General features: G+C 65.6%; 26 protein-coding genes and 1 tRNA gene. 16 read left to right on the plus strand and 11 right to left on the minus strand.

Features of this window, described 5'->3' with window-relative positions:
* Positions 1–61: 61 nt before the first annotated feature.
* The 4 genes from TX76_RS17615 (at position 62) to TX76_RS10635 (ending at position 2,576) form a co-directional block, all read left to right on the plus strand.
* On the plus strand, positions 62–892 hold the full coding sequence (locus TX76_RS17615) for a hypothetical protein (RefSeq protein WP_154019056.1): 831 nt from the start codon (positions 62–64) through the stop codon (positions 890–892).
* Entirely contained in the window at positions 892–1,350 is a 459-nt protein-coding gene (locus tag TX76_RS10625; protein WP_154019057.1) for a hypothetical protein, read from the plus strand. Before TX76_RS17615 ends, TX76_RS10625 begins: the two co-directional genes overlap by 1 nt.
* A 153-nt stretch (positions 1,351–1,503) precedes the next feature.
* On the plus strand, positions 1,504–1,929 hold the full coding sequence (locus tag TX76_RS10630) for a DUF6884 domain-containing protein (protein WP_049902404.1): 426 nt from the start codon (positions 1,504–1,506) through the stop codon (positions 1,927–1,929).
* Positions 1,926–2,576 carry a hypothetical protein gene (locus TX76_RS10635; protein ID WP_049902406.1) on the plus strand — a complete coding sequence of 217 codons (651 nt, stop codon included), beginning with the start codon at positions 1,926–1,928 and terminating at the stop codon, positions 2,574–2,576. The genes TX76_RS10630 and TX76_RS10635 overlap by 4 nt, the downstream gene beginning before the upstream one ends.
* A 347-nt stretch (positions 2,577–2,923) precedes the next feature.
* On the opposite strand, the gene TX76_RS10640 is transcribed toward TX76_RS10635, so the two are convergent.
* From TX76_RS10640 to TX76_RS10650, 3 genes are all read right to left on the minus strand, one after another.
* Positions 2,924–4,444 (minus strand): helix-turn-helix transcriptional regulator, encoded by a 1,521-nt coding sequence (locus TX76_RS10640; RefSeq protein WP_154019058.1) that lies wholly within the window; start codon positions 4,442–4,444, stop codon positions 2,924–2,926.
* Between the two features lie 84 nt (positions 4,445–4,528).
* Positions 4,529–4,600: transfer RNA gene (locus TX76_RS10645), tRNA-Thr, on the minus strand.
* 43 nt (positions 4,601–4,643) lie between these two features.
* Positions 4,644–5,345: a DUF7114 family protein gene (locus TX76_RS10650; protein ID WP_049902408.1), complete on the minus strand. Its 702-nt coding sequence runs from the start codon at positions 5,343–5,345 to the stop codon at positions 4,644–4,646.
* 59 nt (positions 5,346–5,404) lie between these two features.
* On the opposite strand from TX76_RS10650, the gene TX76_RS10655 reads away from it, so the two are divergent.
* The gene (locus tag TX76_RS10655) at positions 5,405–6,097 is read left to right on the plus strand and encodes an enoyl-CoA hydratase/isomerase family protein (RefSeq protein WP_049902409.1); all 693 of its coding nucleotides are present in this window, start codon (positions 5,405–5,407) and stop codon (positions 6,095–6,097) included.
* Positions 6,098–6,162: 65 nt separating this feature from the next.
* On the opposite strand, the gene TX76_RS10660 is transcribed toward TX76_RS10655, so the two are convergent.
* The 5 genes from TX76_RS10660 to TX76_RS10680 all read right to left on the minus strand — a co-directional run bounded on the left by TX76_RS10660 (position 6,163) and on the right by TX76_RS10680 (position 10,801).
* Complete coding sequence (locus TX76_RS10660; RefSeq protein ID WP_049902550.1) at positions 6,163–7,818, minus strand: hypothetical protein; 1,656 nt, start codon at positions 7,816–7,818, stop codon at positions 6,163–6,165.
* Positions 7,819–7,875: 57 nt separating this feature from the next.
* Positions 7,876–8,238, minus strand: a complete 363-nt coding sequence (locus TX76_RS10665; RefSeq protein ID WP_049902410.1) for a hypothetical protein — start codon at positions 8,236–8,238, stop codon at positions 7,876–7,878.
* 160 nt (positions 8,239–8,398) lie between these two features.
* Positions 8,399–9,250, minus strand: coding sequence for an NAD+ synthase (locus TX76_RS10670; RefSeq protein WP_049902411.1), 852 nt, complete (start codon positions 9,248–9,250; stop codon positions 8,399–8,401).
* Positions 9,251–9,499: 249 nt separating this feature from the next.
* Complete coding sequence (locus TX76_RS10675; RefSeq protein WP_049902413.1) at positions 9,500–9,895, minus strand: Fic family protein; 396 nt, start codon at positions 9,893–9,895, stop codon at positions 9,500–9,502.
* Positions 9,896–9,952: 57 nt separating this feature from the next.
* Positions 9,953–10,801 (minus strand): DUF63 family protein, encoded by an 849-nt coding sequence (locus TX76_RS10680; RefSeq protein ID WP_049902415.1) that lies wholly within the window; start codon positions 10,799–10,801, stop codon positions 9,953–9,955.
* A gap of 83 nt (positions 10,802–10,884) precedes the next feature.
* Between TX76_RS10680 and deoC the strand changes: the two genes are divergently transcribed.
* From deoC to TX76_RS10710, 6 genes are all read left to right on the plus strand, one after another.
* Positions 10,885–11,526: a deoxyribose-phosphate aldolase gene (gene deoC / locus TX76_RS10685; RefSeq protein ID WP_049902416.1), complete on the plus strand. Its 642-nt coding sequence runs from the start codon at positions 10,885–10,887 to the stop codon at positions 11,524–11,526.
* Between the two features lie 156 nt (positions 11,527–11,682).
* Positions 11,683–13,074, plus strand: coding sequence for an MFS transporter (locus TX76_RS10690; RefSeq protein WP_049902417.1), 1,392 nt, complete (start codon positions 11,683–11,685; stop codon positions 13,072–13,074).
* A 618-nt stretch (positions 13,075–13,692) separates the two neighbouring features.
* The gene (locus tag TX76_RS10695) at positions 13,693–14,187 is read left to right on the plus strand and encodes a protein-tyrosine phosphatase family protein (protein ID WP_049902419.1); all 495 of its coding nucleotides are present in this window, start codon (positions 13,693–13,695) and stop codon (positions 14,185–14,187) included.
* 112 nt (positions 14,188–14,299) lie between these two features.
* Positions 14,300–15,544, plus strand: coding sequence for a tRNA (N(6)-L-threonylcarbamoyladenosine(37)-C(2))-methylthiotransferase (locus TX76_RS10700; RefSeq protein WP_049902420.1), 1,245 nt, complete (start codon positions 14,300–14,302; stop codon positions 15,542–15,544).
* A gap of 76 nt (positions 15,545–15,620) precedes the next feature.
* On the plus strand, positions 15,621–16,733 hold the full coding sequence (locus TX76_RS10705; protein WP_049902421.1) for a hypothetical protein: 1,113 nt from the start codon (positions 15,621–15,623) through the stop codon (positions 16,731–16,733).
* A gap of 64 nt (positions 16,734–16,797) precedes the next feature.
* Positions 16,798–17,766, plus strand: a complete 969-nt coding sequence (locus tag TX76_RS10710) for an acetamidase/formamidase family protein (RefSeq protein WP_049902422.1) — start codon at positions 16,798–16,800, stop codon at positions 17,764–17,766.
* Positions 17,767–17,769: 3 nt separating this feature from the next.
* Here the strand turns inward: TX76_RS10710 and TX76_RS10715 are convergent, their stop codons facing one another.
* Positions 17,770–18,732 carry a cation diffusion facilitator family transporter gene (locus TX76_RS10715; protein WP_049902424.1) on the minus strand — a complete coding sequence of 321 codons (963 nt, stop codon included), beginning with the start codon at positions 18,730–18,732 and terminating at the stop codon, positions 17,770–17,772.
* A 62-nt stretch (positions 18,733–18,794) separates the two neighbouring features.
* Positions 18,795–19,325, minus strand: a complete 531-nt coding sequence (locus tag TX76_RS10720) for an HIT family protein (RefSeq protein WP_049902425.1) — start codon at positions 19,323–19,325, stop codon at positions 18,795–18,797.
* Between the two features lie 242 nt (positions 19,326–19,567).
* Here TX76_RS10720 and TX76_RS10725 point away from each other — a divergent pair, with 242 nt between their 5' ends.
* The 4 genes from TX76_RS10725 to TX76_RS10740 all read left to right on the plus strand — a co-directional run bounded on the left by TX76_RS10725 (position 19,568) and on the right by TX76_RS10740 (position 22,556).
* Positions 19,568–19,768 carry a DUF7835 family putative zinc beta-ribbon protein gene (locus tag TX76_RS10725; protein ID WP_049902426.1) on the plus strand — a complete coding sequence of 67 codons (201 nt, stop codon included), beginning with the start codon at positions 19,568–19,570 and terminating at the stop codon, positions 19,766–19,768.
* A 135-nt stretch (positions 19,769–19,903) separates the two neighbouring features.
* Positions 19,904–21,046, plus strand: coding sequence for a hydroxymethylbilane synthase (gene hemC, locus TX76_RS10730; RefSeq protein WP_049902428.1), 1,143 nt, complete (start codon positions 19,904–19,906; stop codon positions 21,044–21,046).
* A complete protein-coding gene (gene cobA, locus TX76_RS10735; RefSeq protein WP_049902429.1) occupies positions 21,043–21,840 on the plus strand; it encodes a uroporphyrinogen-III C-methyltransferase in 798 nt (265 codons plus the stop codon). The genes hemC and cobA overlap by 4 nt, the downstream gene beginning before the upstream one ends.
* A complete protein-coding gene (locus TX76_RS10740; protein ID WP_049902431.1) occupies positions 21,837–22,556 on the plus strand; it encodes a uroporphyrinogen-III synthase in 720 nt (239 codons plus the stop codon). The genes cobA and TX76_RS10740 overlap by 4 nt, the downstream gene beginning before the upstream one ends.
* A 147-nt stretch (positions 22,557–22,703) precedes the next feature.
* On the opposite strand, the gene TX76_RS10745 is transcribed toward TX76_RS10740, so the two are convergent.
* Positions 22,704–23,231 carry a hypothetical protein gene (locus TX76_RS10745; protein WP_049902432.1) on the minus strand — a complete coding sequence of 176 codons (528 nt, stop codon included), beginning with the start codon at positions 23,229–23,231 and terminating at the stop codon, positions 22,704–22,706.
* A gap of 150 nt (positions 23,232–23,381) precedes the next feature.
* On the opposite strand from TX76_RS10745, the gene TX76_RS10750 reads away from it, so the two are divergent.
* Positions 23,382–24,818: a single-stranded-DNA-specific exonuclease RecJ gene (locus TX76_RS10750; protein WP_049902433.1), complete on the plus strand. Its 1,437-nt coding sequence runs from the start codon at positions 23,382–23,384 to the stop codon at positions 24,816–24,818.
* Positions 24,819–24,829 lie beyond the last annotated feature (11 nt).

The raw sequence follows: 24,829 nt of genomic DNA on the forward strand, positions 1-24,829 counted from the left end.
TTAAATATCTTGTTTATTCTGGCGTTGTTAGCTGTGTGGCTCCTATCTATTTGGCTATCTGGTGTATCTTCCACTCTTTCAGCCAGGCGCTCTCAACGCATATCTGGTAGTAGTTCTATTGTTGATAGTAGTCACACCACTAGTAGTATATTTTGACGCTGAACGAATTCCAGAGTTTGTAAAACGTATGGCTCTATCGGGTACAAATAACCCTCCAACTGGGAACGTTGAGGGGGGAAGTACGTCTGTAGCGGAGGATTCTAACTCTGATTTTGACGACGCCTATGACAAACTGATTGAAATCGCTGAGAGAGAATCGGCAAATCTGGCTCACCAGTTGCGGAAAATTAAGTTTGAAGGTACCCAAGACGAGGAAATGACGGCCCTTATGGAGGTGCTAGAAGCAGGCATAGAGTCAGGGTCCTCTATTGATTTGGATGAGTTGCTGGAAGAAATGAGGCACGAACTGGCCAGGCGAGAATATATGGAAGCTACCAACGGAGAAAAAATGGAGATTGTCCGAAGTAACAATACCCAGCTAGTTGTGCAAGCGTTAAACAAAGGGGAGTTGCCAGCGGTTGGAGTAGAATTTGATGTCTATGCAAATTTTGTTGACGAGCAAGGTGGTAATTACGAAGAATATCGCGGAGTTGTCGCAGAGGCTACATGCACCGGCCATAGAGGTCAAGATGAATATACAGTTGAAATAGATGGGTGGATAAAAGACATTGGTGATGACGCATCAGGAGTAAAGGGCAAACTCATGAGTAGAAATCCGGAGGTGAAAGTTAAGAACGAAAAACGAGAAAAGAATGATTGGCGTAACTTAGAGGAGCTGGAGGATGGGTTTTTAGTGCTGAGGAGAGTAGCGAATCAACAGGAGAATTCGTAATGCTGGAAGGACAGGTGGCTCGGGTACTAGATGACCAAACTCTAGTAGCCACTTTTGGAGCGAATGATGGCGTCAAGCGGGAAATGAAATTCCAGGTGTATGAGGATACAGGCCCTATAAGACATCCTGAAACTAGAGAGAAGCTATCTGATGGCGAGACGATTGTGAAGGCTAATTTAGATGTTCAAGAAATCAGAGAAAAGGTGACAATAATGAAAACCACAACCAACCAGTATACGATGTCATTCAGTGAGATTGCATCAATAGGGTCATCATTAGGGGGGGGAGGATTCACTACCTCCTCACAAGAGCAGATGGACACAGCCGACGACACGCCCGAGAACATCATGGTGGTTGAAAGGGGCGACCCAATACGGCAGGTGGTAGAAGAAGATAACGACCCCATAGCTGAAGAAACGGACGAGAAAGAGACACCAGAAAGCGACGAGCAAGAATAAAGTAGACCACCACATCTACACACTATCAGGAGTTGGATGGTCACGGTGAGTTCAAAAAACTGAAAGTGAACTAGATTGGGATCTCTAAGGAGGAGAATGTGAAGTCTTATCCAATGTTCCTTACGGAATATCACCACCTCAACGGATTCAGTAATGGCTGAGATTGGACTCGTCAGTTGCGTCAAAACCAAGCGTGATGAGTCAGCCACTCCGAGAAATCTCTATACCTCTCCATACTTCGAGAAGATGCGAGACTACGCGGAGCAGAATCACGACGAGTGGTGGATTCTCTCGGCCAAGCACGGCCTGCTTCACCCTGATGGAGAGCCTATCGAACGATACGACGAGACGCTCTCTGGCGCAAGGGTAGCTCGCAAGCGTGAGTGGGCCAAGGAGGTGGCCGAGCAGTTAGACGAGGAAGGACTACTCTCGGGAGATGTGACGCTCGTTCTCCACGCGGGCAAGGACTACTACGAGGAACTTCTCCCGCTCATTGAGGACAGCGGTGTATCCATTGAGATTCCGACCGAGGGTTTGGGAATCGGAGATACGCAGGCTTGGTACAAGGAGCGACTATGACGACGAGGGAAGAAATCTGGCAGGAGTGGGCAGACCGCTATATCGATACGGAGAATCCCGTTCCCCTATTCGAGACTGACGAGAATCTCAACACCGAGTTCAAGTATTACGGGAAGAACGACCGCCGAATCCTGAAACGGAGTGAAGAGATGGAGGCTCTGATTCGAGGCGAAGGCCACAAGATCATCAACGACTGGCACACCACTGATGACACCTATGACGGCCTGATTTACTTGATGTACTGGTTGGTAGATGGGGAGGTCGTTCCCCTCTATATCGGGAAGGCGGGGAAGTACGGAAGGAGTGGGGAGGGTCTGAGTGCAAACCTGCGCGGTCTTCAAGGAAGCAGTACCGGAAAGTTCGCCAGATGGGGAGACGGCCACTACTACCATATCGGTAATCTCAGTGCTATCGTCTTCGACCACGACAAGAACCAGAAGCAGAAGTATAGGAAGTGGGCAGACAGGCTATTCTCGAAGGGCAGGCAACTCCGTCAACCTACGTTCTTTTGGGCGAAAGCTTGGGAGCGGGATGACATAGGCCTATTTTACAACTTTGAGGTTCCTCTAGAACAACTTGAATACCAGATTATCGGGTTAGCTTCTGACCTCTACCCTGACCTGCTTCTGAATAGCGAAGGTGCTTGAGAGGTTACAAAGCGCCGACTACCTCTGATAGAAGGAAGCCGCGACCAATTCAATTATATGTAATGATTCGACACGCTATATTCAGAGTGTTATTGGAGATTCAAAAGGTCGATTCATTAACAAAGTTACCACACCATGGCAACATATTGAATGATGGCGGTGGAGCGACACCTACTGTCAAAATCTGCTTAGGAGGTGTGCCTAACGGCACGAGAACAAAATACCCCGCACCACTCCGCGCCGCGACGCTCGACACGAAGCACTCGAAACGGGGGTCTGACCGTGGGAAACAGGCTGATTATGCCGATTTCAGCGGGTCAGGCAAGTGTTGCCACTCATCGGGGAATTCAGCCGAGGGCGGGAACTCGGTAGTTTGACCGGCCCTCACTGTCCTGCCAGCGAGCGCGTCCGGTCTTGAACCGTCGTGGGTCTCGACCGGACGTGAGCCACGCCCGGAACCCGTCGCGGAGCGCATTGGTCACGTCGCCGGGAACACGACCGAACCGGAGCTGAAGACGCGCATCAGACGGGTCCTCAACCTCGACACCGTAACGGCGCTTCCACTCCGCGAACGCACTTCCCTCGCTCTCGCCGTCCGTGTCCTGGCGGAGCGCGTCGAGCGTGTCCGAAAGTGCCGACCGAACGACGTCCCCGAGATATTCGGACGCGAACCTTACCGTGCCGTCCCGAAGTGAGAGTAGGCCGTCGAGACGGTCGAGGACGCGGTACACCGTCCGCTTCGACCACCCTGTTTCGTCCCCGACCGCATTCACGGGTTTCCCACCGTCCGCGACGGCTTCGAGTACGTCGCGGTCGGATGGGTTGAGGTCCGGGTCCACCGGCAGGGAACACACGAGTGCGTTCTGCTCGCGGCGAATCTCCGGCGTCGGGTCGTCTATCAGGGTGAGCGGACGGGCGGACTCTCGTACCTGAAAGTAGGCGTCCGCGACGTACACCGACGGGTCCGCCCGCGTCGGCAGGCCAGCCCATGACAGCAGGTTCACCAGCGTTTCGTCCAACTCCCGCCGGAGTGCGTCGCGGTCCGACCATTTGACCGACCCGCCATTCAGGTTCGACTGTAACGATACCCCGACCTTCGGGTGATACAGCGGGTCCGAAGGGTCCGAACGCGGATGCTCCGGATGGTAGTGCTTGAGCTTCTTTCCCAACTCGTGGCCCGGCACGAGTACCGCCGCGCCGTCGCTGTCTATCTTCACCCGGTGGTGGTAGCCCTCGACGCAGTTCCGGTCGTCTTCCCGAAGCTCGCGGAACTTCCCCTCGCCCGCGACGTGCTCGAATATTCGTTGCATCGGCGAGTTCATCCCGACGACCTTCCCCGACTTCGACCGCCGGACACGGGCGTACCGCTCGAAGGCGAAGATGTTGGAATGACGGTGAGGTTCCTCGAAGTACGCCGAGTTCACGTCGAGCGCGCCCGCCGCCTTCCGGAGTAGCACCGGGTAGGCGTCGAGCAACAGGTTCGACCCGTCACAACGGACATTCACGCCGACTATCTTCGGCGTCGAAGGGTTCGGTGCGTCCCCTTTGCTTTCCATGTTCGGCCAGCGCGGCGCGACGTGATAGCTCGCCTTCCGCTCACCCACGTCGTCGCGCGCTTCGAGTCGGATACGGAACTCTCGGACCGTTTCAAGACAAAAATCCGGGTCGTCGCGCGGCTTCAATCCCGACCGCTGGTAGGAGAGCGTCGCGTCGAACACCTCGCCCTCGTGCCGGACCGTCGCGGACGCGGACCCGCCGCCGTCCTTCACCCGCCGGTCGAGCGCGAAGTACGGCGACAACTCGTGTTCGGTGAAAATCAGGTTTCCGCCGAACTCGTGTGGAGCCGGGTCGAGGACCGGCGCGCTCACGCCGGACACCCCTGTTCACGAGGGAGTGACCGTCGAGCGTCGCCACTCCCCCTTGTCGTGGTAAGATGTGAATAATTTGTTATGAGCCTAGGCCGGGATTTGAACCCGGGGTCTCGTCCTTACCAAGGACGCGCTTTACCGCTAAGCTACCCAGGCAGGCACCTGTGAGTACCGCCGACCCGTGTTTATCCGTTTCGATTCACGGGTCGGTCACGGAGGGGTGCACGCCCTCGCCGGACGCGGCGGATGCACCCGAGAGCGTCCGGAGCGACTCGCGCACCGACGCATCGAACACCGCCTCGGGGGCGAGCGGCCGGTCGCCCTCCCGCGCGAGATCGGCGACGAACTCGCGACACTCGACCGAGGGGTGTGTCCCGACGGCCGTCGCCCCCGCGACCGTGGCGAGTTCGAACACGTCGGCTTCGAGGTCGGTGTCGATCGCTTCCTCCCCAGAGGATCGGCGGCGCGTCTGGTCGTGGCCGAAGTTCCGGACCGTCTCGACCGCCCGCCCGGCGGCCTCGGTCCGGGCGAGCAGGTGAAAGCCCCGAGCGACGAGGACGTCGGCCACGAGCACGTCGACGTTCGCCGTGTCCACGTCGCCGGCGTCGGTGGCAGTCCCACCACCGGCGTTCACAGTGTCGACGGCCTCCCACGGCGGATCGCCAGCGAGCGTGCGCGTCAGTCGGAGCCCCTCGTAGATGAGCTGGGTCCCGGCGGCGCGCTCGGCGACGGCCTCGAACGCGACCGACTCGTCGACCGCGCGCGCACAGAGCACCGCGAGCACGCCGGGCGTCATCGCCCCCTCGGCGACGACGAGACCGACCGCGTCGCCGAACGCCGCGGGCCCGACGTCCCGGACGGCCTCCCGCGCGGCACGCCGGACCTGGGAGGCTTCCTCCATCGCCCGGAAATAGCCGCGGCGAGGGCAAAGGCCTTTGGAAACCGCACTCACTGTCGGACATGATCGAGACGACGGTCGAGGGTCGCGTCGCGTTCGTCACCCTCGATCGACCCCGCCGACGCAACGCGCTGACGCCCGACGGTCTCGACGCGCTCGACGCCGCGATCGGGGCGTGTGAGACGCCCGTGATCTGTCTTCGAGGTGAGGGAGCCGCGTTCTGTGCCGGCGCGGATCTCGACGTCGTCGGCGACCTCACTCGCGAGGAGGCGACCGCGTTCGCCGAACAGGGCCAGCGAGTCGCCAGGACGATCGAGGACTCGCCCGCGGTCGTGGTCGCGGCGATCGACGGCGCGGCGCGCGGCGGTGGGGTCGAACTCGCGCTCGCGTGTGATCTCCGGGTCGCCTCCCCGGCAGCGACGTTCGCCGAGACGGGGGTGCAACTCGGCCTGTTCGGCGCGTGGGGCGGCACCGTCCGCCTCCCACGGATCGTCGGCGAGGGCAATGCGATGGACCTCGCGCTCTCCGGGCGGACCGTCGACGCGGAGGAAGCACTCCGGATGGGGCTCGTCTCGCGGGTCACCGACGACCCCACAGGAGTCGCTCGCGAAGTGGCGGCGAACGACCGCGCCGCACTCGAACGGCTACAGCCGTTGCTCCGGAATCGGGGAAGCGACGCCGACCGCGAACGCGACGAGCGCGAGGCGTTCGCGGCGCTGGTCGCGCGGAACGCCGGCGTGCTCGGCGACGACTGAGATCGCGCGAACACGGCGGTCCGATGCTGACGGTGGTGGCGAGCGCGACCGACGGGCCGGTCAGGTCAGTCGCGGAGCCGCTCGCGCAGTACCGGCGGCAGCGTCGCCAGCACGTACGCAGTCATGGCTCCGAGACCGACCAGCACGCCCAGCCCCGGCAGGCCCGGACCGGGCGACGGCGGTTGGACGGTCGTGTTCCGGATCGTCGGGACGTCGCCCGGCACGCCGAACCGGCTGTCGAGTGGGTGGCTGGCGGTGCAGTCCGGACCGTAGCCGACGTTTCGCGTCCGAACCGTCCTGACATCGTCGGGACCCGCCTCGGGGATCCGGATACAGCTGTCCGCGAGCAGGGAGTTCGGTCGGTCGGTGGTGCCACGGACCGCGGGCGCGCCCGTCATCGTACCTCGGATCTCGACGTGTGTCATCCGCACGGCCTGCGCTCCCGAGGCCGCCGGCCGCCGGCCGGATCCCGGCGCGTCGATGGCGATCGCCGGCGTTCCGTCGAGGTGAGTCGTCAGCCGACAGCGCTCCATCCGCCCCGCGCCGGCGCTGCCGCGATAGACGACGAGCGCCGGGCACCGCTCCATCGCGTACGCCCGGACGTCGAGGTTGCTGAGTCGCGGACCCGCTTTGTCGAGACCCCCGGTCTCGACGCGGACGGCGCTCACGCCCTGGATCTCGCCGACCGTGAACGCGCCCGGCTGGCTCGCGGGCCACCGGCGTGCATCGAGGACGATGGTGGCTCCGTCACAGAACGATTCCGCGCCGCTGATCCGGACGGCCGTGTTGTTGTTGTTGACGAACCGACCTCCGATCACCTGGACGGCTCCTCGCGTCCGGGTGGCGTAGATGCCGTTCTCCCAGCCGTGAAGTACGGGATCGACGAACTGCACCACACCCCGGTTCGCGCGGCCGACGAACGCGCCCACGACGCCGCCGGCGACGTGGTTCGGGGGTGGGTCGGAGCCCACCCACGCGTGCGAGCCGGCGTTGGTGCCGCCGCGGGCACGGAGGCCGTCGATCCGGATGCTCGCCGATCTCGTTGCCGCGACCGGGCGCAGCAGCGCCCCCTGGTCGTCGTCGACGGCCTCGGCCACGCCACGATACGTGATGTCGCGAACGTCGAGGTGGCCGTCCGTGCGCAACAGCACCGAGACGGCGGCCCGGTCGGCGCGCTGATCGAAGGTGATTCCCTCGAACAGCCCGCGCGAGAGGCCGTGGATCTTCACCTCACACCGGAGGCCGCGGTCGAGTCGAAACACGGCCCGGGGACCGACGATACCGAAGACCCCGTCGGGAGCAATGTTGCACCCGTCCGTGAGGCGGTAGGTACCGGGCGGGAAGTCGAGAAGCACGCCGCCGAGATCGCCGGCGGCGTCGGCTCGTTCGAGCGCCGCGTTCACCGGTTCGTCCGAGCCGAGTCCGAGATACTCGACCGCGTTCACGACGCGATCGAACGACGGCGAGCCCGATCGCTGCGCGACCGATCGCTCGACCCCCGCGAGCGCGCGGTGGGCGGCCCGCGACGGCTGGCCCGGGGTTCGGAACCCGCCGTCGTCGGGAGCCGGGTTCCCGAGCCGCGCCATCGCGGGAGCTGGTGCATCGGTCGGCGTCGCGGCTCCCGCATCCGCGAGCGTCCCGGCGGTGGCGACCCCGACGCCGGCCCGGAGGAACGCCCGCCTCGCGATCGGGGCGTCCGCGTTCGGCGACCCGTCACTCACGCGGCGGCGCTCCCGTCGTCGAGCCACGTCCTTCCGGAATCGATCCCATCGCGACCGTCACACCTCCGGGACGCCGAGTGCGGAGAGCGAGACGACGTCCATGGTTCCGAGCGCGTACAGCGCTCCGACCGAGGCGAGCCACGCGACGAACCCGAGCACGGCGGCGGTCGCCCAGCCGCCGGGGTATCGGAGGGCGAGGACGACGATCCAGACGACGAGCGCCGACAGCGGGGCGACGATCGGCACGCGGCCGGCGTAGAGGGCGACGGCACCCCAGGCGACGGCCCCGGTCGCCGCCGTGAGGAACGCACTCTCCGGCGGGAGCGTGTCGTCCGCGACGAGTCGGAGGCCAACGAAGAGCACGCTCCCGCCGAGCAGCAGGCTCACCGCGATCGTGACGATCGTGTCGAGTATCGCCATCCATCACCCTGCTCGTGTCCGGCGAAGTTATCCCTTTGCCGTCCCGGCCGCGGCGATCGACTGGGGCGTGCCGGGCGATCGAGAACCGAACGGGTCGCCGGATCCGGAGCGGGCGCTGTCGAGTTCCGCAACGAAGGGCCGAGAGTCGAGGTTCGTCGAGTCAGTCGAGCGGTTCGGGCGCGGGCGGCATGTGACGTTTGTGCTCGCTTCGCGCGACCAGACTCTCGACGGTCTCGACGACTCCCTCCTCGACGTCGAGCTCGCGTACGGTCGCCGACTTCGAGAGCGGCCCGTCGACGTGGAGCGCGAGCACCGCGTCGAGAGTGTCGTAGCCGAGGCCCATCTCGTCCTCGTCGGTCTGGCCGACCCACATCCCTGCCGTGGGAGTCTTCTCCACGAGATCGTCGGGGACGCCGACGTACCGGGCGAGCTGGCGGACCTGCATCTTGTAGAGGTTGCCGATGGGGTTGCAGTCGACCGCTTGATCGCCGTACTTCGTGAAATAGCCCGCGAGCGCCTCGCTCCGGTTCCCGGTCCCGAGCGCGAGCCGGTTCTCGAGGTTGGCGGCGAAGTAGTTGAAGACCGCGCGCGTGCGGACGCGGACGTTGCCGACCGCCGTCGTGAGCGGCTCGGAGTCCGGTTCGGTGTCGAGGTCGGCCGGGAACGCCTCGCGGAACGACTCGACGACCGGTTCGATCGCGATCACGTCGTACGCGACGTCGAGATCCTCGGCGACGCGCTCGGCATCGCTCATGTTCGCCTCGTCGTTGACCTCGCTCGGCATCACCAGGCCGTGGAGCCCGTCGGTGCCGAGCGCCTCCACGGCCAGATACGCCGTCAGGGTGCTGTCGATCCCGCCGGAGAGCCCGAGCACCGCACCCTCCGCCCCCGCGTCGTCGACCGTCTCGCGGATGAACTGGACGATGTGTTCGCGGCGCGCGTCGAGTTCGGCTTCGGAAAAGGTGAGGTCGAGCGGTACGTCAGTCCCTGCGACCGCCTCTGCGTCTGGCATTGCTGGCTGTAAGCGTCCAACTCACTAATACCTGCCACCCGATCAGAGAAACTGGCCGTTCGGTCGCTTTCGTCACCGAGACCGCTCCGTTGAAAGCCAAGTTGCGCGACTCAGGCGAGCCGATCGAAGAGTTCGCGGCGTTCCTCGACGATCCGTTCGATCCGGTCCTTGTACGCATCGAGGTCGTCTGGGTCGCTCCCTTTTTGCTGGCTCATGGCTGTATATTGGTAGTACTGTCTCGGCCCACCATCAATGCTCCGGCAGCCGAGACTCGTCGATATCACCGGTTTCGAACCATGCTGCGAGTTCGTCGACGTCGAACTTCCCGGCCCGCCGCACGACACGTGCGACCTGTTCGTTGTCAGAGGGTGGCTCGATGTCGTTCTCTCGAAGATAGTTTTCGGTCACAGCCCATGCCGTCCGCTTGTTCGCATCCTCGAAGACATGGGCACTCTCGATTTTCCAGAGTAGCGTCGCTGCCCGGTGGTATGGGTCGTCGTGCTCGGCAGCCGGTTCGAGCACTTCGCGGCGGAGCGTGCGCTTTGGAGCCGCCGTCATCGTTCCCGAATATTTGAGATCGTATATCTCCTCGATCCTGTCGTGGGCGGCGATGATTTCCGCCGGTGTCGGGAGATCGTGGGTCATCGAAGTCGTATCGGCTCTCTCTCTCTCTCCGCGATTGGTTCCCGCTGTGAGATAAATCTACGGGGAGGCGATGGTGAATAGCAACAGGTTGTGCGCCCCGGGACCGAGTCCGACGGCGGCGACCGCTCCAAGGAGGAGATAGCCCTCGGCGGGCTCGTCGCGGACGTACCCGGCGAGGAGGAAGACGACGGCCGCCGCGAGCGCGAGTTTGACGAGGACGAACAGCCAGGCCGCGCCGAGAACCGGTGCCGTCGGGAGATCGGCGGCGAACGTGATGATCGCCCGCGAGATCGGCGACTGCTCGCCGAAACCCAGTACGTCGATCCCGACCGCGGTCGAGACGCCATCGAGCGCGTGCCCGAACACCGCGAGCGCGCCGACACCGCCGGTGATCCGGGTTTCGGGGGCGACGCGCCGCAGGCCACTCCAGACGATGGCCGCCAAGACCACGGCGATCACGAGGCCGACCGACGGCCACGCCACCGTGAGGCCCTGGCGCGTCTCCACGCCGAACGCGAACGCCCACCCGACGGCCGCAATCGCGGCCGCGCTCCCCACGAGCGCGACGATCCCCGGCACCGACGGCGGCCGCCACCGATCCGCAGGAAACCCGGCCGCCGCCGTGGCCGCCCACACCGCGCCCGCGAGCACCGCGATCGAGACGTACACCGTCGGCGAGCCGAAAAACGGGGCCACGCTTCGGGGCACCGCCTCGACCTGATAGAGCACGTAACAGCTCGATCCGGCGACCATCCACGGTCCGAACGCGACCACCACCTGGTCGGTGACCTGCGGTGCGACCCGTCGGAGCGCGAGGACGACGCCGACGAGCGCGGTCGCCAGCACGAGGAGGACGCCGGGCGGCGGGAGCGTCGACCCCTCGGGAAGCAGCTGGACGGGAACCATGACCGACGGGGCGGCCGGCGGCGGCGAAAGGGTTCCGATCGCCGGAGGCGCAGAGTTTTGTCCGTGGCTCCGCTCGCCCCCGCATGGACCGCGCCGCCTTCGCCGCGAAAATCGACCACACCATCCTGGGGCCCGAAACCACACCGCGCGACGTCGAGCGAGTCGTGGGAGAGGCCGACGAGTACGGGATGAACGCCTGCGTACCGCCGTGTTATCTCGACACCGCGAGCGAGACCGCTCCTGAAACGACGCTCGCCACCGTGATCGGGTTCCCGCACGGCCAGCACGCCCCCGCAACGAAGCGCATCGAGGCGGTCCGGGCGTGGGAGGACGGCGCGGACGAGCTCGACGTGGTGATCAACGTCGGCCGGCTCCGCGCGGACGAGGACGACGCCGTGACGTCGGAGCTCGCCGAGGTGGTGGCCGCGGTGCCGCTCCCGGTGAAGGTCATCATCGAGGCCCCCCTGCTGAGCGACGACGAGAAGCGCCGTGCGTGTGGCTGTGCGGTCGACGCCGATGCTGACTTCGTTAAGACTTCGACTGGATTCGCAGAGGGGGGTGCGACGGTCGCCGACGTCGAACTCATGAGCGAGTTCCTCCCGGTGAAAGCAAGCGGCGGCGTCGGCAGCTACGAGGCGGCGAAAGCGATGCTGGAGGCGGGTGCGGAGCGGATCGGTGCGTCGAGCGGCGTCGCGCTCGTCGAAGGGTTCGAGGACGGCGAGTGAGGCCTGGTCGTCGCTCGGGTGGTGAGCGATACACGATCGTGGCGACGAGCGAAACCGGTTGAAGTCGATCGTTCTTCAAAAGCGGAACTGATGGCCGATAGTTCCCCACCGTCAAGTATATGTAGCGGCGATTCTTCGACACGGGAAGTCGAATCGATGTCGAAGGGAGAAACGGTCACCGTCGCGGAGGTGCTCGATCGCATCCCGATCGGCGCGTTCCACCGCCGGCTGCTCGCGGTCTGTGGCAGCGCGTGGGCGCTCGACGGGATGGAGGTCATCATCATCAGTTTCACCCTTCCTGTACTGATCGAGGCGTGGACGCTCTCGGGGCTCTCGGCCGGGCTGCTCGGCTCGGCGAGCCTGATGGGGATGGTGCTCGGCAACTGGGGCTGGGGCTGGTACGCCGACCGGCACGGCCGCCAGGTCGCCTTCCAGTGGACAGTACTGGTCTACGGCGTCTTCACCGGATTGACCGCGCTCGCGGTCGGCTTCTACTCGGGGTTCGCGCTGCGCTTTCTCACCGGTGTGGGCCTCGGCGGCGCGCTCGCGGTCGATACGTCCTACCTCTCCGAGCACCTACCGACCGACCGCCGAGGTCGCTATCTCGTCTACCTCGACGCGTTCTGGCCGGTGGGCTACGTTCTCGCGGTGGTGCTCGCGTGGGTCTTCCTCGCCGCGCTCCCCTCTGGAGGGATGATCTCGTTGCCGGTCGTGGGTGCGGTCGCGGGCTGGCGGCTGCTGTTCGCGGCCGCCGCGTTCCCCGCACTCCTCGTGTTCGTGATCCGCTCACAGCTCCGCGAGACCCCCTACTACCTCGCGCGCACCGGCGACGTCGAGGCCGCGAACGAGCGCCTCGCGGCGATCGCCGAGGAGAACGGCGAGGCGGACACGCCGCCTGCGGTCGAGGGCGTCGAATCGTCCGCCGCCGCGAGCGTCTCGCGACTGTTCGCGCCGGACATCCGCCGGCAGACGCTGATGATCGCGGCGGCGTGGTTCGCGATCAACTTCGGCTACTACGGCGTGTTCATCTGGCTGCCCCAAACCGTGGGCGCGGCGGGCGTGGTCGGCAACGTCTACGGCTACTTCCTGCTCGTCGGCCTCGTCCAGTTCCCCGGCTACTTCAGCGCGGCCTATCTGGTCGAGAAGATCGGTCGCAAGCCAACGCTCGGGAGCTACCTCGTGCTCTCGGGCGTCTTCACGTTCGTGTTCGCCACGTCGATGCCCGGCGTCTCGCTGTTCGGCCTCGGCCTCTCGGGCTTTTGGCCCTTCTTCGGTGGGCTGCTCGCGGCGAGTTTCTTCTCGCTCGGAGCGTGGGGCGCGATCTACGCCTACACGCCCGAGCTGTTCCCGACCGAGGCGCGCGCGACCGGCAACGGCTTTGCGGGCGGGGTCGGCAAGATCGCGGCCGTCATCGGCCCGATCCTCGCGGGTGCGTTGGTCGAAAGCGGCTATCTCGCCGCGCTCGTCCCGCTCGCGATCGCGTTCGCGGCGGGCGGGATCGTGGTGCTGGCGTTCGGCCGCGAGACGCGGGGCGAGCCGCTCCAGTAAACCGACTCGTCCGCATCGTGGCGAGATGGCGGCACGAATCGTGATCGACACACCGCGGCGGTCCTGTGGTGGCGGTCGCGATTCGTACTCATCCAGCCAGCGCTGAGACGGCCCTCGACCGTCAAGGGAGTAGATTTTTAATAAAGTGTTTATAATACTGGACATGGGGGCAAGTTCATCAGATCTTCGACCAGACACTATTGCTCGTGGGACAGCGATTCTCGCTGCTTTCTATCTCACAGGTGGCCTACTGTGGCTTCTCCCGTCAGAAGGATATACAACAGTACGTCTTCTCTTCTTTTTGTCTATACTCGCCTGTGGCTGGATTGGGACATTCGGCGTTCTTCAACAACGACGATCACTATTAGCAATGAGTGTGGGTGGGCTCGTACTACTCGGATTCTGGCAGGCTGTCCTGTGGGTATTCATGATCCCAACTGCACTTGTTCTCCTTATCTCCGGTCTTGCCACGAGTCGAATACCGAACACAAACAGCATATAATCATACGTCTCATCCCTGTCAGCAGACACTCTCTGCTGACGGGTAGTACTCCGGCATGATCTAGAAGGTCCTCGAATAGAACGGACCTTTATCGCTGGCGAGTACTTGGTGCGGGCATGAATCCGGACGAAACGGCCGCCACGCAGAACCAGTTGGAGACTCCGGAGCCGATCGTTCGACCGTTCGGCTACGTGGCTGACGAACCGATCGTCCGTCGGATCGGCGAGCGGGAACTGTTTCTCGGCAACGAGATCGCCGCCGATCCTGCGCGTCACGAGCGAACGTTCGAGTTCGTCCTCTCTGCCACCACGGACGAACAGCCGCTGACGACTCACCACCATCCGCTCGACGACGGTCCTGACAACGACTGGCCGACGTTCGAGGCCGCGGTGGATGCTGCACGAGCGCTCTACCGACGTGACGGCTCACTACTGATCCATTGCAAGGCCGGGATCTCGCGGAGCAGCGCGCTCGTGGCGACGACGATCGCCGCGGAGGAGGATCAGCGGCTCGACGACGCGTTCGCCATCGTCCACGGCGCTCGCCCGCACGCGGTCGTGCATCCGGCACTCCACGAATCGGCGGTGATATATCTGGCCGCCAGGCGATAGTCGTCCTCGTTCGAAAGACGACGCGAGACCCACTCCGGGAGGACGAATCGTCACCCAGAAGAGCGAGTCGTCGCGCTTTTTGCCGCGCACGCCCGAGGACCGACGAGAGCGGATGGCCAGCTACCACCTCGAAACCTACGGCTGCACCGCGAACCGCGGGGAGAGCCGCGCGATCGAGCGCCGGCTCCGCGACGGCGGCCATCACCCGGTCGACGGCCCCAAAGCGGCCGACGTGGCCATCCTCAACACCTGCACCGTGGTCGAGACAACCGAGACCAACATGCTCAGTCGGGCGCGCGAACTCGAAGCCGAGACTGCAGACCTCGTCGTCACCGGCTGCATGGCGCTCGCTCAGGGCGAGGAGTTCGCCGACCTCGACGCCACGGTCTGTGGCTGGGACGAGGTGCCCGAGGTCGTGCTGAACGGCGAGTGTCCGACGACGACCCCCGGCACGGAACCGATCCTCGACGGCGTGGTGGGGATCCTCCCGATCGCCCGGGGCTGCATGAGCGACTGCTCGTACTGCATCACCAAGCACGCCACCGGCAAGATCGACTCGCCGCCAGTAGAGGAAAACGTCGAGAAAGCCCGCGCGCTGGTCCACGCCGGCGCGAAGGAGATTCGCGTTACTGGTCAGGACACCGGCGTGTACGGCTGGGACGACGGCGAACGGAAGCTCCACGAACTCCTCGATCGGATCTGTGCCATCGACGGCGACTTTCGGGTACGTGTGGGGATGGCGAACCCGAAAGGCGTCCACGGCATCCGCGAGGAGGTGGCCGACGTGTTCGCGGACAACGAGAAGCTCTACAACTTCCTCCACGCACCGGTCCAGAGCGGGAGCGACGAAGTATTGGGAGAGATGCGCCGCCAGCACCAGGTGCGCGAGTTCCGCGAGGTGGTCGAAGCCTTCGACGACCGCCTCGATCACTGGACGCTCGCGACCGACTTCATCACGGGCTTCCCGACCGAGACCGACGCCGATCACGAGGCGTCGATGGAGCTCCTCCGCGAGACCCAGCCCGAGAGAATCAACGTCACGCGCTTTTCGAAGCGGCCAGGCACCGACGCCGCCGGCATGAAGGGCCTCGGTGGCACGAAAAAGAAGGAGCGCTCGAAGGCGATGTCCGACCTGAAGATGGACGTCGTGGGTGCGGCCTACGAGTCGATGGTCGGCGAGCGCCACGAGGTGCTGGTCGTCGAACCCGGTACTGAGGAGTCGGTCAAGTGCTACGACGAAGCCTACCGCCAGGTCATCATCCAGAACGCACCCGAGTACGGCGTCGAACCGGGGGACCTCCTCACCGTCGAGATCACCGGTCAGAACACGGTGTACGCGTTCGGCGAACCGGTTTGAGTCGGTCGTGGCAGACGACCGGTCGGGAACAGTGCGGGGAGAAAACACTTACCACATCCTTCCGTTGGAGAAAGCGATGGCTCCGACGAGGCGCGACGCCCTCCGCACCGCTGCGCTGCTCTGCGGCCTCGGCGGACTCGCCGGCTGTGCCGCCGAAGACACGCCGTCCGCGAACGAGACGAATCGGAGAGACGGCGAGGCGACGGCGCGCACGGGGACCGAATCGACGGCACGGAGCCCAACGGACGCCGAACCGACGACGGTCAACCTGACGTCGACCCCAACGGCGACCGAACAACCGCCGACCGAACCGCCACAACCCGATGAGACGGCGAAACCCGAACAATCGACCGACGCCACGACGGACGCGACCTCCAGCCACGAGACGTCGCCGAAGTCACCCGACGCACCGCCACCCGATGGCCAGGTCCGATCGATCGGCGGCGTTCGGGTCGCCGTGTCGAACCCGGTCGCCAGGAAGGCGGTCACCTACCAGCCTATCCTGGGATCGGGCGGCGTCCTCGTTCGGCCCGACCGGCAGTTCGTCGTCGCCGCAGTGCGGAGCGCTACGGGGGATGAATTCGACGCTGGTGCGCCACCGGGACTCGGTTCGTTCTCACTGATTGCTGACAGCGGGACGTTCTCGGCCGTCGGCACCGAGGCACAGACGACCGATGCGTACAACCGGGGAAGCCTCGCCGGGCGCGGGACGGTCGGCTACGCCGCCAGCAGGGCGGAATACCGATCCGTCGGCTGGGTCGTTTTCGAACCACCGTCGCCGCTCGAAACCGGGAAAGCGCAGATCCGCTGTCGACACGGCGGCGAGACGGCGACGTGGTCGCTGCCGAGCGGGGCCGTCGAGACGCTTGCCAAACCTGCACCGTCGTTCGAACTCCGATCGTTCGACGCCAAGCGGAACGGCAGCGTCGAACTCTCGTTCGTCGCCGCGAACACGTCGGATGTCGACGGCGAGTTCCTCGCAGCGGTCTACTGGCCGACGACCGCCATCGCCGACGACGACGAGTCCATCGTCGTCCGGCGCGAGGTGGCGGCCGGCGACCGCGTCGAGTGGTCGAAGACCGTCAGCACCAGTGCGACCGGCGGCAGCGAGGACGGCACCGTCACGGCGCGGATCGATGGCGTCGTCACGGGCGAGGCAAGCGTTGCAGTCCCCCGAACGACGGTCTAGCCGAGCGTTTCGTGGCTGCTCGCCCTGCAAGCTTATCGGTGTTCGTCGCGTCGATTGTGACCGCATGTCACGTAGCGAGCGCGAGTACACCGTTGATCACCGACTGAGCGATCGCGACGAGAACATTCACAGCGCGTGGGACAACAGCCTCGATCCCGCGCTGACCGTCGAGCCGGGCGACGTCGTCCGGTTCGAGTGCCGCGACGCGGTCGACGGCCAGATCGACGTCGAGACCACCGTCGCGGACGTCCCGGACGTGAGTTTCGATCCCGTCCACCCGCTCACGGGCCCGGTCGCGGTCGAGGGCGCGGAGCCGGGCGACGTCCTCGAAGTCGAACTCCTCGACTGCCAGCACAAGGGCTGGGGGTACAACGTCTTCTTCCCCGGCGAGATGGGGCTCGGACTGCTGCCCGACGATTTCGAGGAGCCAGGCCTCCACATCTGGGATCTGGAGGGCGACGTCGGCCAGTTCGTGAACGGCATCGAGATCCCGCTCGACCCGTTCCCGGGGACCATCGGGGTCGCGCCAGGCGAGGACGGTGAACACGACACGCTCCCGCCGCGCGACGTCGGCGGGAACATGGACGTCAAACACCTCACCGAAGGCTCGACACTCTTCTTGCCTGTCGAAGTCGAGGGCGGCCTGTTCTCGACCGGCGACTGTCACGCGGCCCAGGGCGACGGCGAGGTCTGCGTGACGGGGATCGAAGCGCCGATGTTCGTGACCGCACGGTTCGACGTGCGCTCGGACATGGCGATCGAACAGCCCCAGTTCCGAACTGGAGGGCCGTTCACCCCCACCGGCGTCGACGAACCGATGTACGGGACCACGGGCATCAGCGACGACCTCATGACGGCGACGAAGAAGGCAGTACGGCACATGATCGACCACCTCCACGACGAGCGCGGGCTGACCCGGGCGGAGGCGTACATCCTGTGTTCGGCCGCGGTCGATCTGAAGGTCAGCGAGGTCGTGGACGCTCCGAACTGGACGGTCTCGGCGTACCTCCCCGAGAGCATCTTTCCGGAGTAGTCGTCACTGGCGGCTCCCGTTGGGTGAGGGTTCACCGTCGTCGGGCGGCTCCTCGGGTCGACGAACCAGCCGATCGGCGTCCGGATCCGCCTTCCACTCGTCGAGTTCCTTCGGGTCGAGATGAACGAACACGTCGTCGACCCGGTCGAGCGCGCGGATCGACTCGACGACCGCGCTCTCGATCGCGTGGGCATCTCTCAGCGTGCGGTCGCCCTCGACCTCGATGTGGAGGCTGACGTCGATCTCCGGACCCACGTAATGGGCGATCACGTCGTGTGCGCCCTCGACGTCCGGATGGGCGAGCGCGCGCCTGAGGATTCTGGCCTGGAAGTCCTCGGAGGGCGCGCCACCGACGAGATACGGCAGGTTGTCCCGGACGACCTCGACGCCCGTGTAAAGAATTCCCACCGAGACGATCGCGGCCGCGAGCGGGTCCAGTAGTGGAAAGCCGAGTCGTGCGCCGAGCACGCCACAGAGCGCCGCGCCCGCGGTCAGCACGTCGTTGCGGTTGTCGAGCGCGGTGGCGGTCAGTGCGGGCGAGTCGTGGGTTCGACCGGCGGCGAGACAGTACCGATACAGTCCGAACTTGCCGATCGCCGCGCCCCCGAGCACCGCGACCGCGATCGGGCTGCCGGTGGCGGTCACGTCACCGGACCCGATCGCGGTGAGCGACCGCCACAGAACTGTGCCGCCGGTCAGAAAGACCGCGAGCGCGATCGCAAGTGCGACGAACGGCTCGATCCGCTCGTGACCGTGCGGGTGTTCGCTGTCGGGTGGCTGGGTCGTGAGGTAGAGCCCGCCGAGCACGACGGCGGCGTAGCCCGCATCCACGAGGGAGTTCGCGGCCTCCGAGCCGACCGCGAGGCTCCCGGTGGTGACCCACGCCGCCCCCTTGACCGCGACGAGCACGACGTTCGCGGCGAGCACGAGCAGCCCGACCCGCCGGACCGCGGCCGCGCGACTCATCGTCGACGGTTGGCGAGCGGTCGGCATAGACGCTTCGACACCGCGCGTGCGGGGATGTGACCTCACTCGACGACGATCGCCTCGTCGGGCCCGGGGTCGCGAACGTCGTCCTGATCGGCGAACGCGTCGTGGAGGTGATCGTAGGTGTCCTCGATCGCCTCGACGATCACCTTCGTGTCGCTCACCACCGGCATGAAGTTGGTGTCGCCCGCCCAGCGCGGGACGACGTGGGTGTGGAGGTGATCGCCGATCGAGCCGCCGGCCGAATCCCCGAGGTTCATCCCGGTGTTCGCCCCGTCGGGATCGAGTCCCTCGTCGATCGCCGCGAGCGTGCGCTGGACGAGCCGCGAGTGATCGAGGAGTGCCTCGTCGTCGAGATCGGGGTACGAACCGGTGTGGCGGTAGGGAATCACCATCGCGTGACCCGGATTGTACGGGGCGTTGTTCAGGAGGCAGAAGGCGTGCTCGCTCCGGGCCACGATGCGGGATTCGCGGTCCGCATCGCGTTCGGGGAGATCACAGAACGCACACCCGTCCGGGTCGCCGTCGCGCTCGACCCACTCGATGCGCCACGGGGCGAACATCTGGTCCATACGGGAACTGGACGGCGGTGCGCCTTAGACGCTTCCGGATGAATCGGTCGCAGGGCACATCTTATATAATTCTTTCGGCCGTTTTCGATTGTTTCGGTCGCGATGAACGGTTGAACGATGATCGCCGCAATGGGATGCAGAGCACCGTTCCCGGCGTATTTGGCGTTTCTGGCCGTTGAAACGTCGGAACAGAGCATAACGGAATCGGTGGTTTATGTCCCTCTCCTCCTGAGCATCTGTCGATGTCAACCCGCACCGATGCTGCCGACGGCGTCAGCGAATCCTGCGACGTCTGCGAGCGCGACACGACACACAGCGTCTCGATCGAGCTGCGGACCGAGAGCGGCAAGGCGGAGAACGCGGAGTTCTCGCGCGAACCCTATCGGATCAGCGAGTGCATGATCTGCGGCGACGAGACGGCGCTGCGGATGAACAACGCGTAATCGGGCCTTCTCCACGCCACCGCCACGACGGAGCAGCCCGTGGCTCGTGATCGATTCGTCCACCACAGCCACGGGACCGGGCGGCGACCGCGCTCCTCTCGAAGGTGGTTTGAAGCTCGGTGTCCGAACCAGGGTATGAACGCGCGCGACGGGACCGTTCGCCTGGCGACGCGGGGCTCGGATCTCGCCCTTCGTCAGGCGGCGACGGTGAAAGAACGCCTCGAAGCCCGCCGCCACACGGTCGAGCTGGTCGAGGTCGACACGAAAGGCGACCAGCTCCGCGACGAACTCATCCACCGGCTCGGCAAGACCGGCGCGTTCGTCCGCGCGCTCGACGAGCGGGTGCTCGACGGCGACTGTGACGCCGCGGTCCACTCGATGAAGGACGTCCCAACCGAGAGCCCCACAAACCTCGTGATCGCTGGCGTCCCCCAGCGCGCCACGCCCGGCGATCTACTCCTCACGCCCGACGGAACACCGTTCGACGATCTCTCCGAGAGCAGCGTCGTCGGCACGTCGAGCCTCCGGCGGAAGGCGGAGCTGCTCGCGGTGCGGCCCGATCTCGACGTCCGGCCACTCCGGGGGAACGTCGACACTCGAATCGAGAAGCTGCTCGCGCCGCACCGCCAGCGCGAACACGAACGGCGGATGGAGGCCGCGAAAGCGGACGAGGAGGGGGACGAGAGCGGCAAGGACGATGACGGCGAGAGTGCGGACGACCTGCCGGCGTACGACCGCACGCCTCAGGAGTGGTTCGACGACCTGAACGAGATCGAGCGCCGGTCGCTCGAGCGTGAGACCGAGACCGAATTCGACGCCATCGTGCTCGCGGCGGCGGGACTGGAGCGTGCGGGTCTCGCCCGCCACGTTCCGACCGAGGAGCTGCCGACCGACGAGTTCGTTCCAGCGCCCGGCCAGGGCGCACTCGCGATAACGGCCCAGGACGGCGACCTCGCGGAAACGCTGCACGAGGTGCTGGATCACCCCCGAACGCGGGTCGAGACCACGGTCGAGCGAGTGGTTCTGGAGGAGCTCGGCGGCGGGTGTGTCGCGCCGATGGGCGCACACGCGGTGATCCAGGGCGAGTACGTCCGGGTCGCGGTCCGCGTGCTGAGTCGGGACGGCACCGAGGAGGTGGCCGCGACCCGCGACCTCCCGATCGAACGCCATCCGACGGCAGCGCGCGAGCTCGCCGCCGAACTCGCCGACCGGGGCGCGGCCGATCTGATCGACGAGGCCCGGGCGGACGAGGAACGGGAGGCGAAACGCGCGGAATGACCGACGCCGACACCGGGTCCGCGGCCGAAACGTCCGACGGAGCCGACTCGAACGGCGTGGTCCACCTCGTGGGGAGCGGCCCCGGCGATCCCGAGCTCCTGACGCTGAAAGCGCGCCGACTCATCGACGAGGCCGACGTCGTACTCCACGACAAGCTCCCCGGCCCCGAGATCATCGAGACCATCCCCGAAGGGAAGCGCGAGGACGTCGGCAAGCGCGCGGGTGGCGAGCGCACCAGTCAGGAGTACACCAACGAGCGCCTCGTCGAGCTCGCGCGCGAGGGGAATCAGGTAGTTCGGCTGAAGGGCGGCGATCCGTTCGTGTTCGGCCGTGGGGGCGAGGAGGCGGCCCATCTCGCCGAGCACGGCGTCGAGTTTCGGGTGGTGCCTGGCGTGACCTCGGCGCTCGCCGTCCCCGCACTCGCGGGCATCCCCGCGACCCACCGCGAGCACGCCTCGTCGGTCTCGGTCGTGACCGGCCACGAGGACCCCACGAAAGAGGAATCGGCAGTCGACTGGAACGCGCTGGCTGCCACCGGTGGAACGATCGTCGTGCTGATGGGCGTCGGCAAACTGCCCGAGTACACCGCAGCACTCCGTGAGGCCGGGATGCGTGGTGAAGTGCCGGTGGCGCTGGTCGAGCGCGCGAGCCGACCCGACGAACGGGTCGTGACCGGCACGCTCGAAACGATCACCCGAGTCGCCGACCGCGAGGACGTCGAACCGCCCGCCGTCACCGTCATCGGCGAGGTGGCCGGCGAGCGCGACCGGGTGCGGGAGTTCCTCCGACGATGAAGGTCGCGGTGTTCCGGCCGGCCGACGAGCGGATCGAACAGGCGACCGAACTCCTCGAATCGCTCGGCGTCGAGCCGGTGGCGGACCCGATGCTCGCGATCGAATCCACGGGAGCCGTGCCGCGAGCGGACGCCGAGTACACGATCCTGACGAGCAAGACCGGCGTCGAGATCGTCGCCGACGCCGGATGGGAACCCGACGGATCGGTGTGTGCGATCGGCACCGCGACCGCCGACGCGCTCCGGGCGGCGGGCTATCAGGTCGATCGCGTCCCCGACGAGTTCTCTTCGGCAGGTCTCGTGGCTCATCTCGCCGAGGACGTGCCTGGCGCGCGCGTCGAGGTCGCCAGAAGCGATCACGGCTCGGCGGTACTCACCGACGGGCTCGCCGAGCACGGCGCGTACGTCCACGAGACGATCCTCTACGAACTCGCTCGCCCGCCGGACGCAGGCCGCTCGACCGAGCTCGCCGCTTCGGGGGATCTCGGGGCCGCACTGTTCACCTCCTCGCTCACGGTCGAGCACTTCCTCGACACGGCCGCCGATCGTGGAATTCGTGAGGCGGCGATCACGGGGTTGGAGGGCGCGGTCGTCGGGGCCATCGGCGAGCCGACCCGGCTGACCGCGGCAGCCGCGGGGATCGGGGTCGATGTCGTGCCCTCGGAGGCGTCGTTCGAGGCCCTGGCCCGCGAGACGGCCGAGCGACTTCCTGGTTAGTACGGGTCGTCCTCCGGAACTCCGCTGCCAGCTGCTAAGAGCGTCAGGCGTCGTTTCGAGCTCTGCCCAGGAGCGAACGGTAAAACAGGCCGGCCACACAACGATGGAACAGCTACAGGACAGCAGGTAGCAGCGGTAGAGGATGACTTAGCTCGTTGTAGATGTCACGTCAGTGTTTGCTCCATCCGACTCCGGTGGCCTGTACCCGTTCTTTGAGAAGTGGGTGAGTGCTGCACCAGCAAATACACCGACTGCAACTGGCAACGAGATAGTGGCAAACAAGCGCAGAACCATTGCTGTCGTCGCAAGAACGCTGAACCCGCCAAAGCTCCCGAGGACAAACGCCCCCGCCACTACCACCCACGCTACGATGAGAGGTATCGTCGTACCAGCCACGACTGCCCCGCAGAACTGCCGGTACTCATAGCGAAGGTCAAGCTGTCGGCTCGCATAATACCCGAAGCCGACCGCGAGGGCTACCATCAGAAGTGCTCCAACGGTATCTATTCCATAGATGTACAGTATCGTTGATTGTCCAACCGTTCCGAACATCGGTAGCCAGCTCGGAGGCCCACCCTCGAACGAGCCATCGAGAAGAATCCCCGGTACAGTTTTCACAACCGCACTCAGGACACCAATCACACCGGCGAGTATGGCGACACGTTTGCTGTCCATAGTGGGACCAAGTCCCATTTTGCAATAAACCTATTGACGACATGCCACGAACGTGGCGACACCGAGCGAGAGCTACCGGGGCCCGGGAGGCCATTCGACACCGCCATCCAGGCCGGAGGTTTAAACGCGATTGCGACGTACCCGACACCGATGGGTGGTCCGGTCCCCGAACTCGACGCACGTGCGGTGGCCTGTGCCGACCGGCTCCGCGACGCCGACTCCGTCCTGGTCGCATCTCACATCGACGCCGATGGGCTGACGAGCGCCGCGATCGCCGCAAGCGCGCTCGAACGCGCCGAAGTCCCGTTCGAGGTCGTTTTCGAAAAGCAGCTCGACGCCGACGCGATCGCCGCGATCGCTGAGCGCGGGTTCGAGACCGTGCTGTTCACCGACTTCGGCAGCGGCCAGCTCGATCACATCGCCGAACACGAGGCCAGCGGTGCGTTCACACCGGTGATCGCCGATCACCACCAGCCCGCCGACGCCGATACCGAATACCACCTGAATCCGCTGCTCGTCGGCCTCGACGGATCGTCGGAGCTCTCGGGGGCGGGGACGACGTACGTTCTCGCGCGAGCGCTGGCGGAGCGTGACGGTGACACGAGCGGGGAGGCGACGACGGACAACCGCGATCTCGCCGGGCTCGCGGTCGTCGGCGCGGTGGGCGATATGCAGGCGAGCGACGGCGAGCTCACGGGCGCGAACGGGGCGATCGTCGCCGAGGGCTGCGAAGCGGGCGTCGTCGAGGAGGCCACCGACCTCGCGCTCTACGGCAAGCAGACGCGGCCGTTGCCGAAACTGCTGGAGTACGCGACCGACGTGCGGATCCCGGGGATCTCGGGGAGCGAGCGCGGGGCACGCGAGTTCCTCTCGGGGCTCGGTCTCGATCTCGAAGACGGCGACGGCTGGCGGCGGTGGGTCGACCTCGACGACGGCGAGCGCCAGGCGGTGGCGAGCGGGCTCGTCCAGCGCGCGGTCGAGCGCGGCGTCCCCGCCGGACGGATCGACGACCTCGTGGGCACGACCTACACGTTGGCCGAGGAACCGACGGGCACCGAACTCAGAGACGCGAGCGAGTTCTCGACCCTGTTGAATGCCACCGCCCGCTACGACCGCGCGGACGTGGGCCTCGCGGTCTGTCTCGGCGATCGCGACGCGGCGCTCGACCGGGCGCGACGCCTGCTCTCGAACCACCGTCGGAACCTCGCGACCGGGCTCGACTGGGTGAAGCGAACGGGAGTGACGGGCGAGGAGCACCTCCAGTGGTTCGACGCGGGCGAGGAGATTCGCGAGACGATCGTGGGGATCGTCGCCGGGATGGCGCTCGGAGCCGACGCGACGCGCTCGGATCGACCGATCATCGCATTCGCGGCGAAGAGCGACACGGAGAGCAAGGTCTCGGCCCGCGGGAGCCATCGCTTGGTGCGAGAGGGGCTCGACCTCTCGGCGGTGATGGGCGAGGCCGCCCGCGCACTCGGGGGCGACGGCGGCGGTCACGACGTCGCCGCCGGGGCCACCATCCCGGCGGACGAGAAGGAGGGGTTCGTCGAGCGCGCGGACGCGATCGTGGCCGACCAGCTCGGCTGAGTCGCGGCCCG

This window comes from Halococcus agarilyticus, assembly GCF_000334895.1.
Lineage (GTDB): Archaea > Halobacteriota > Halobacteria > Halobacteriales > Halococcaceae > Halococcus > Halococcus agarilyticus.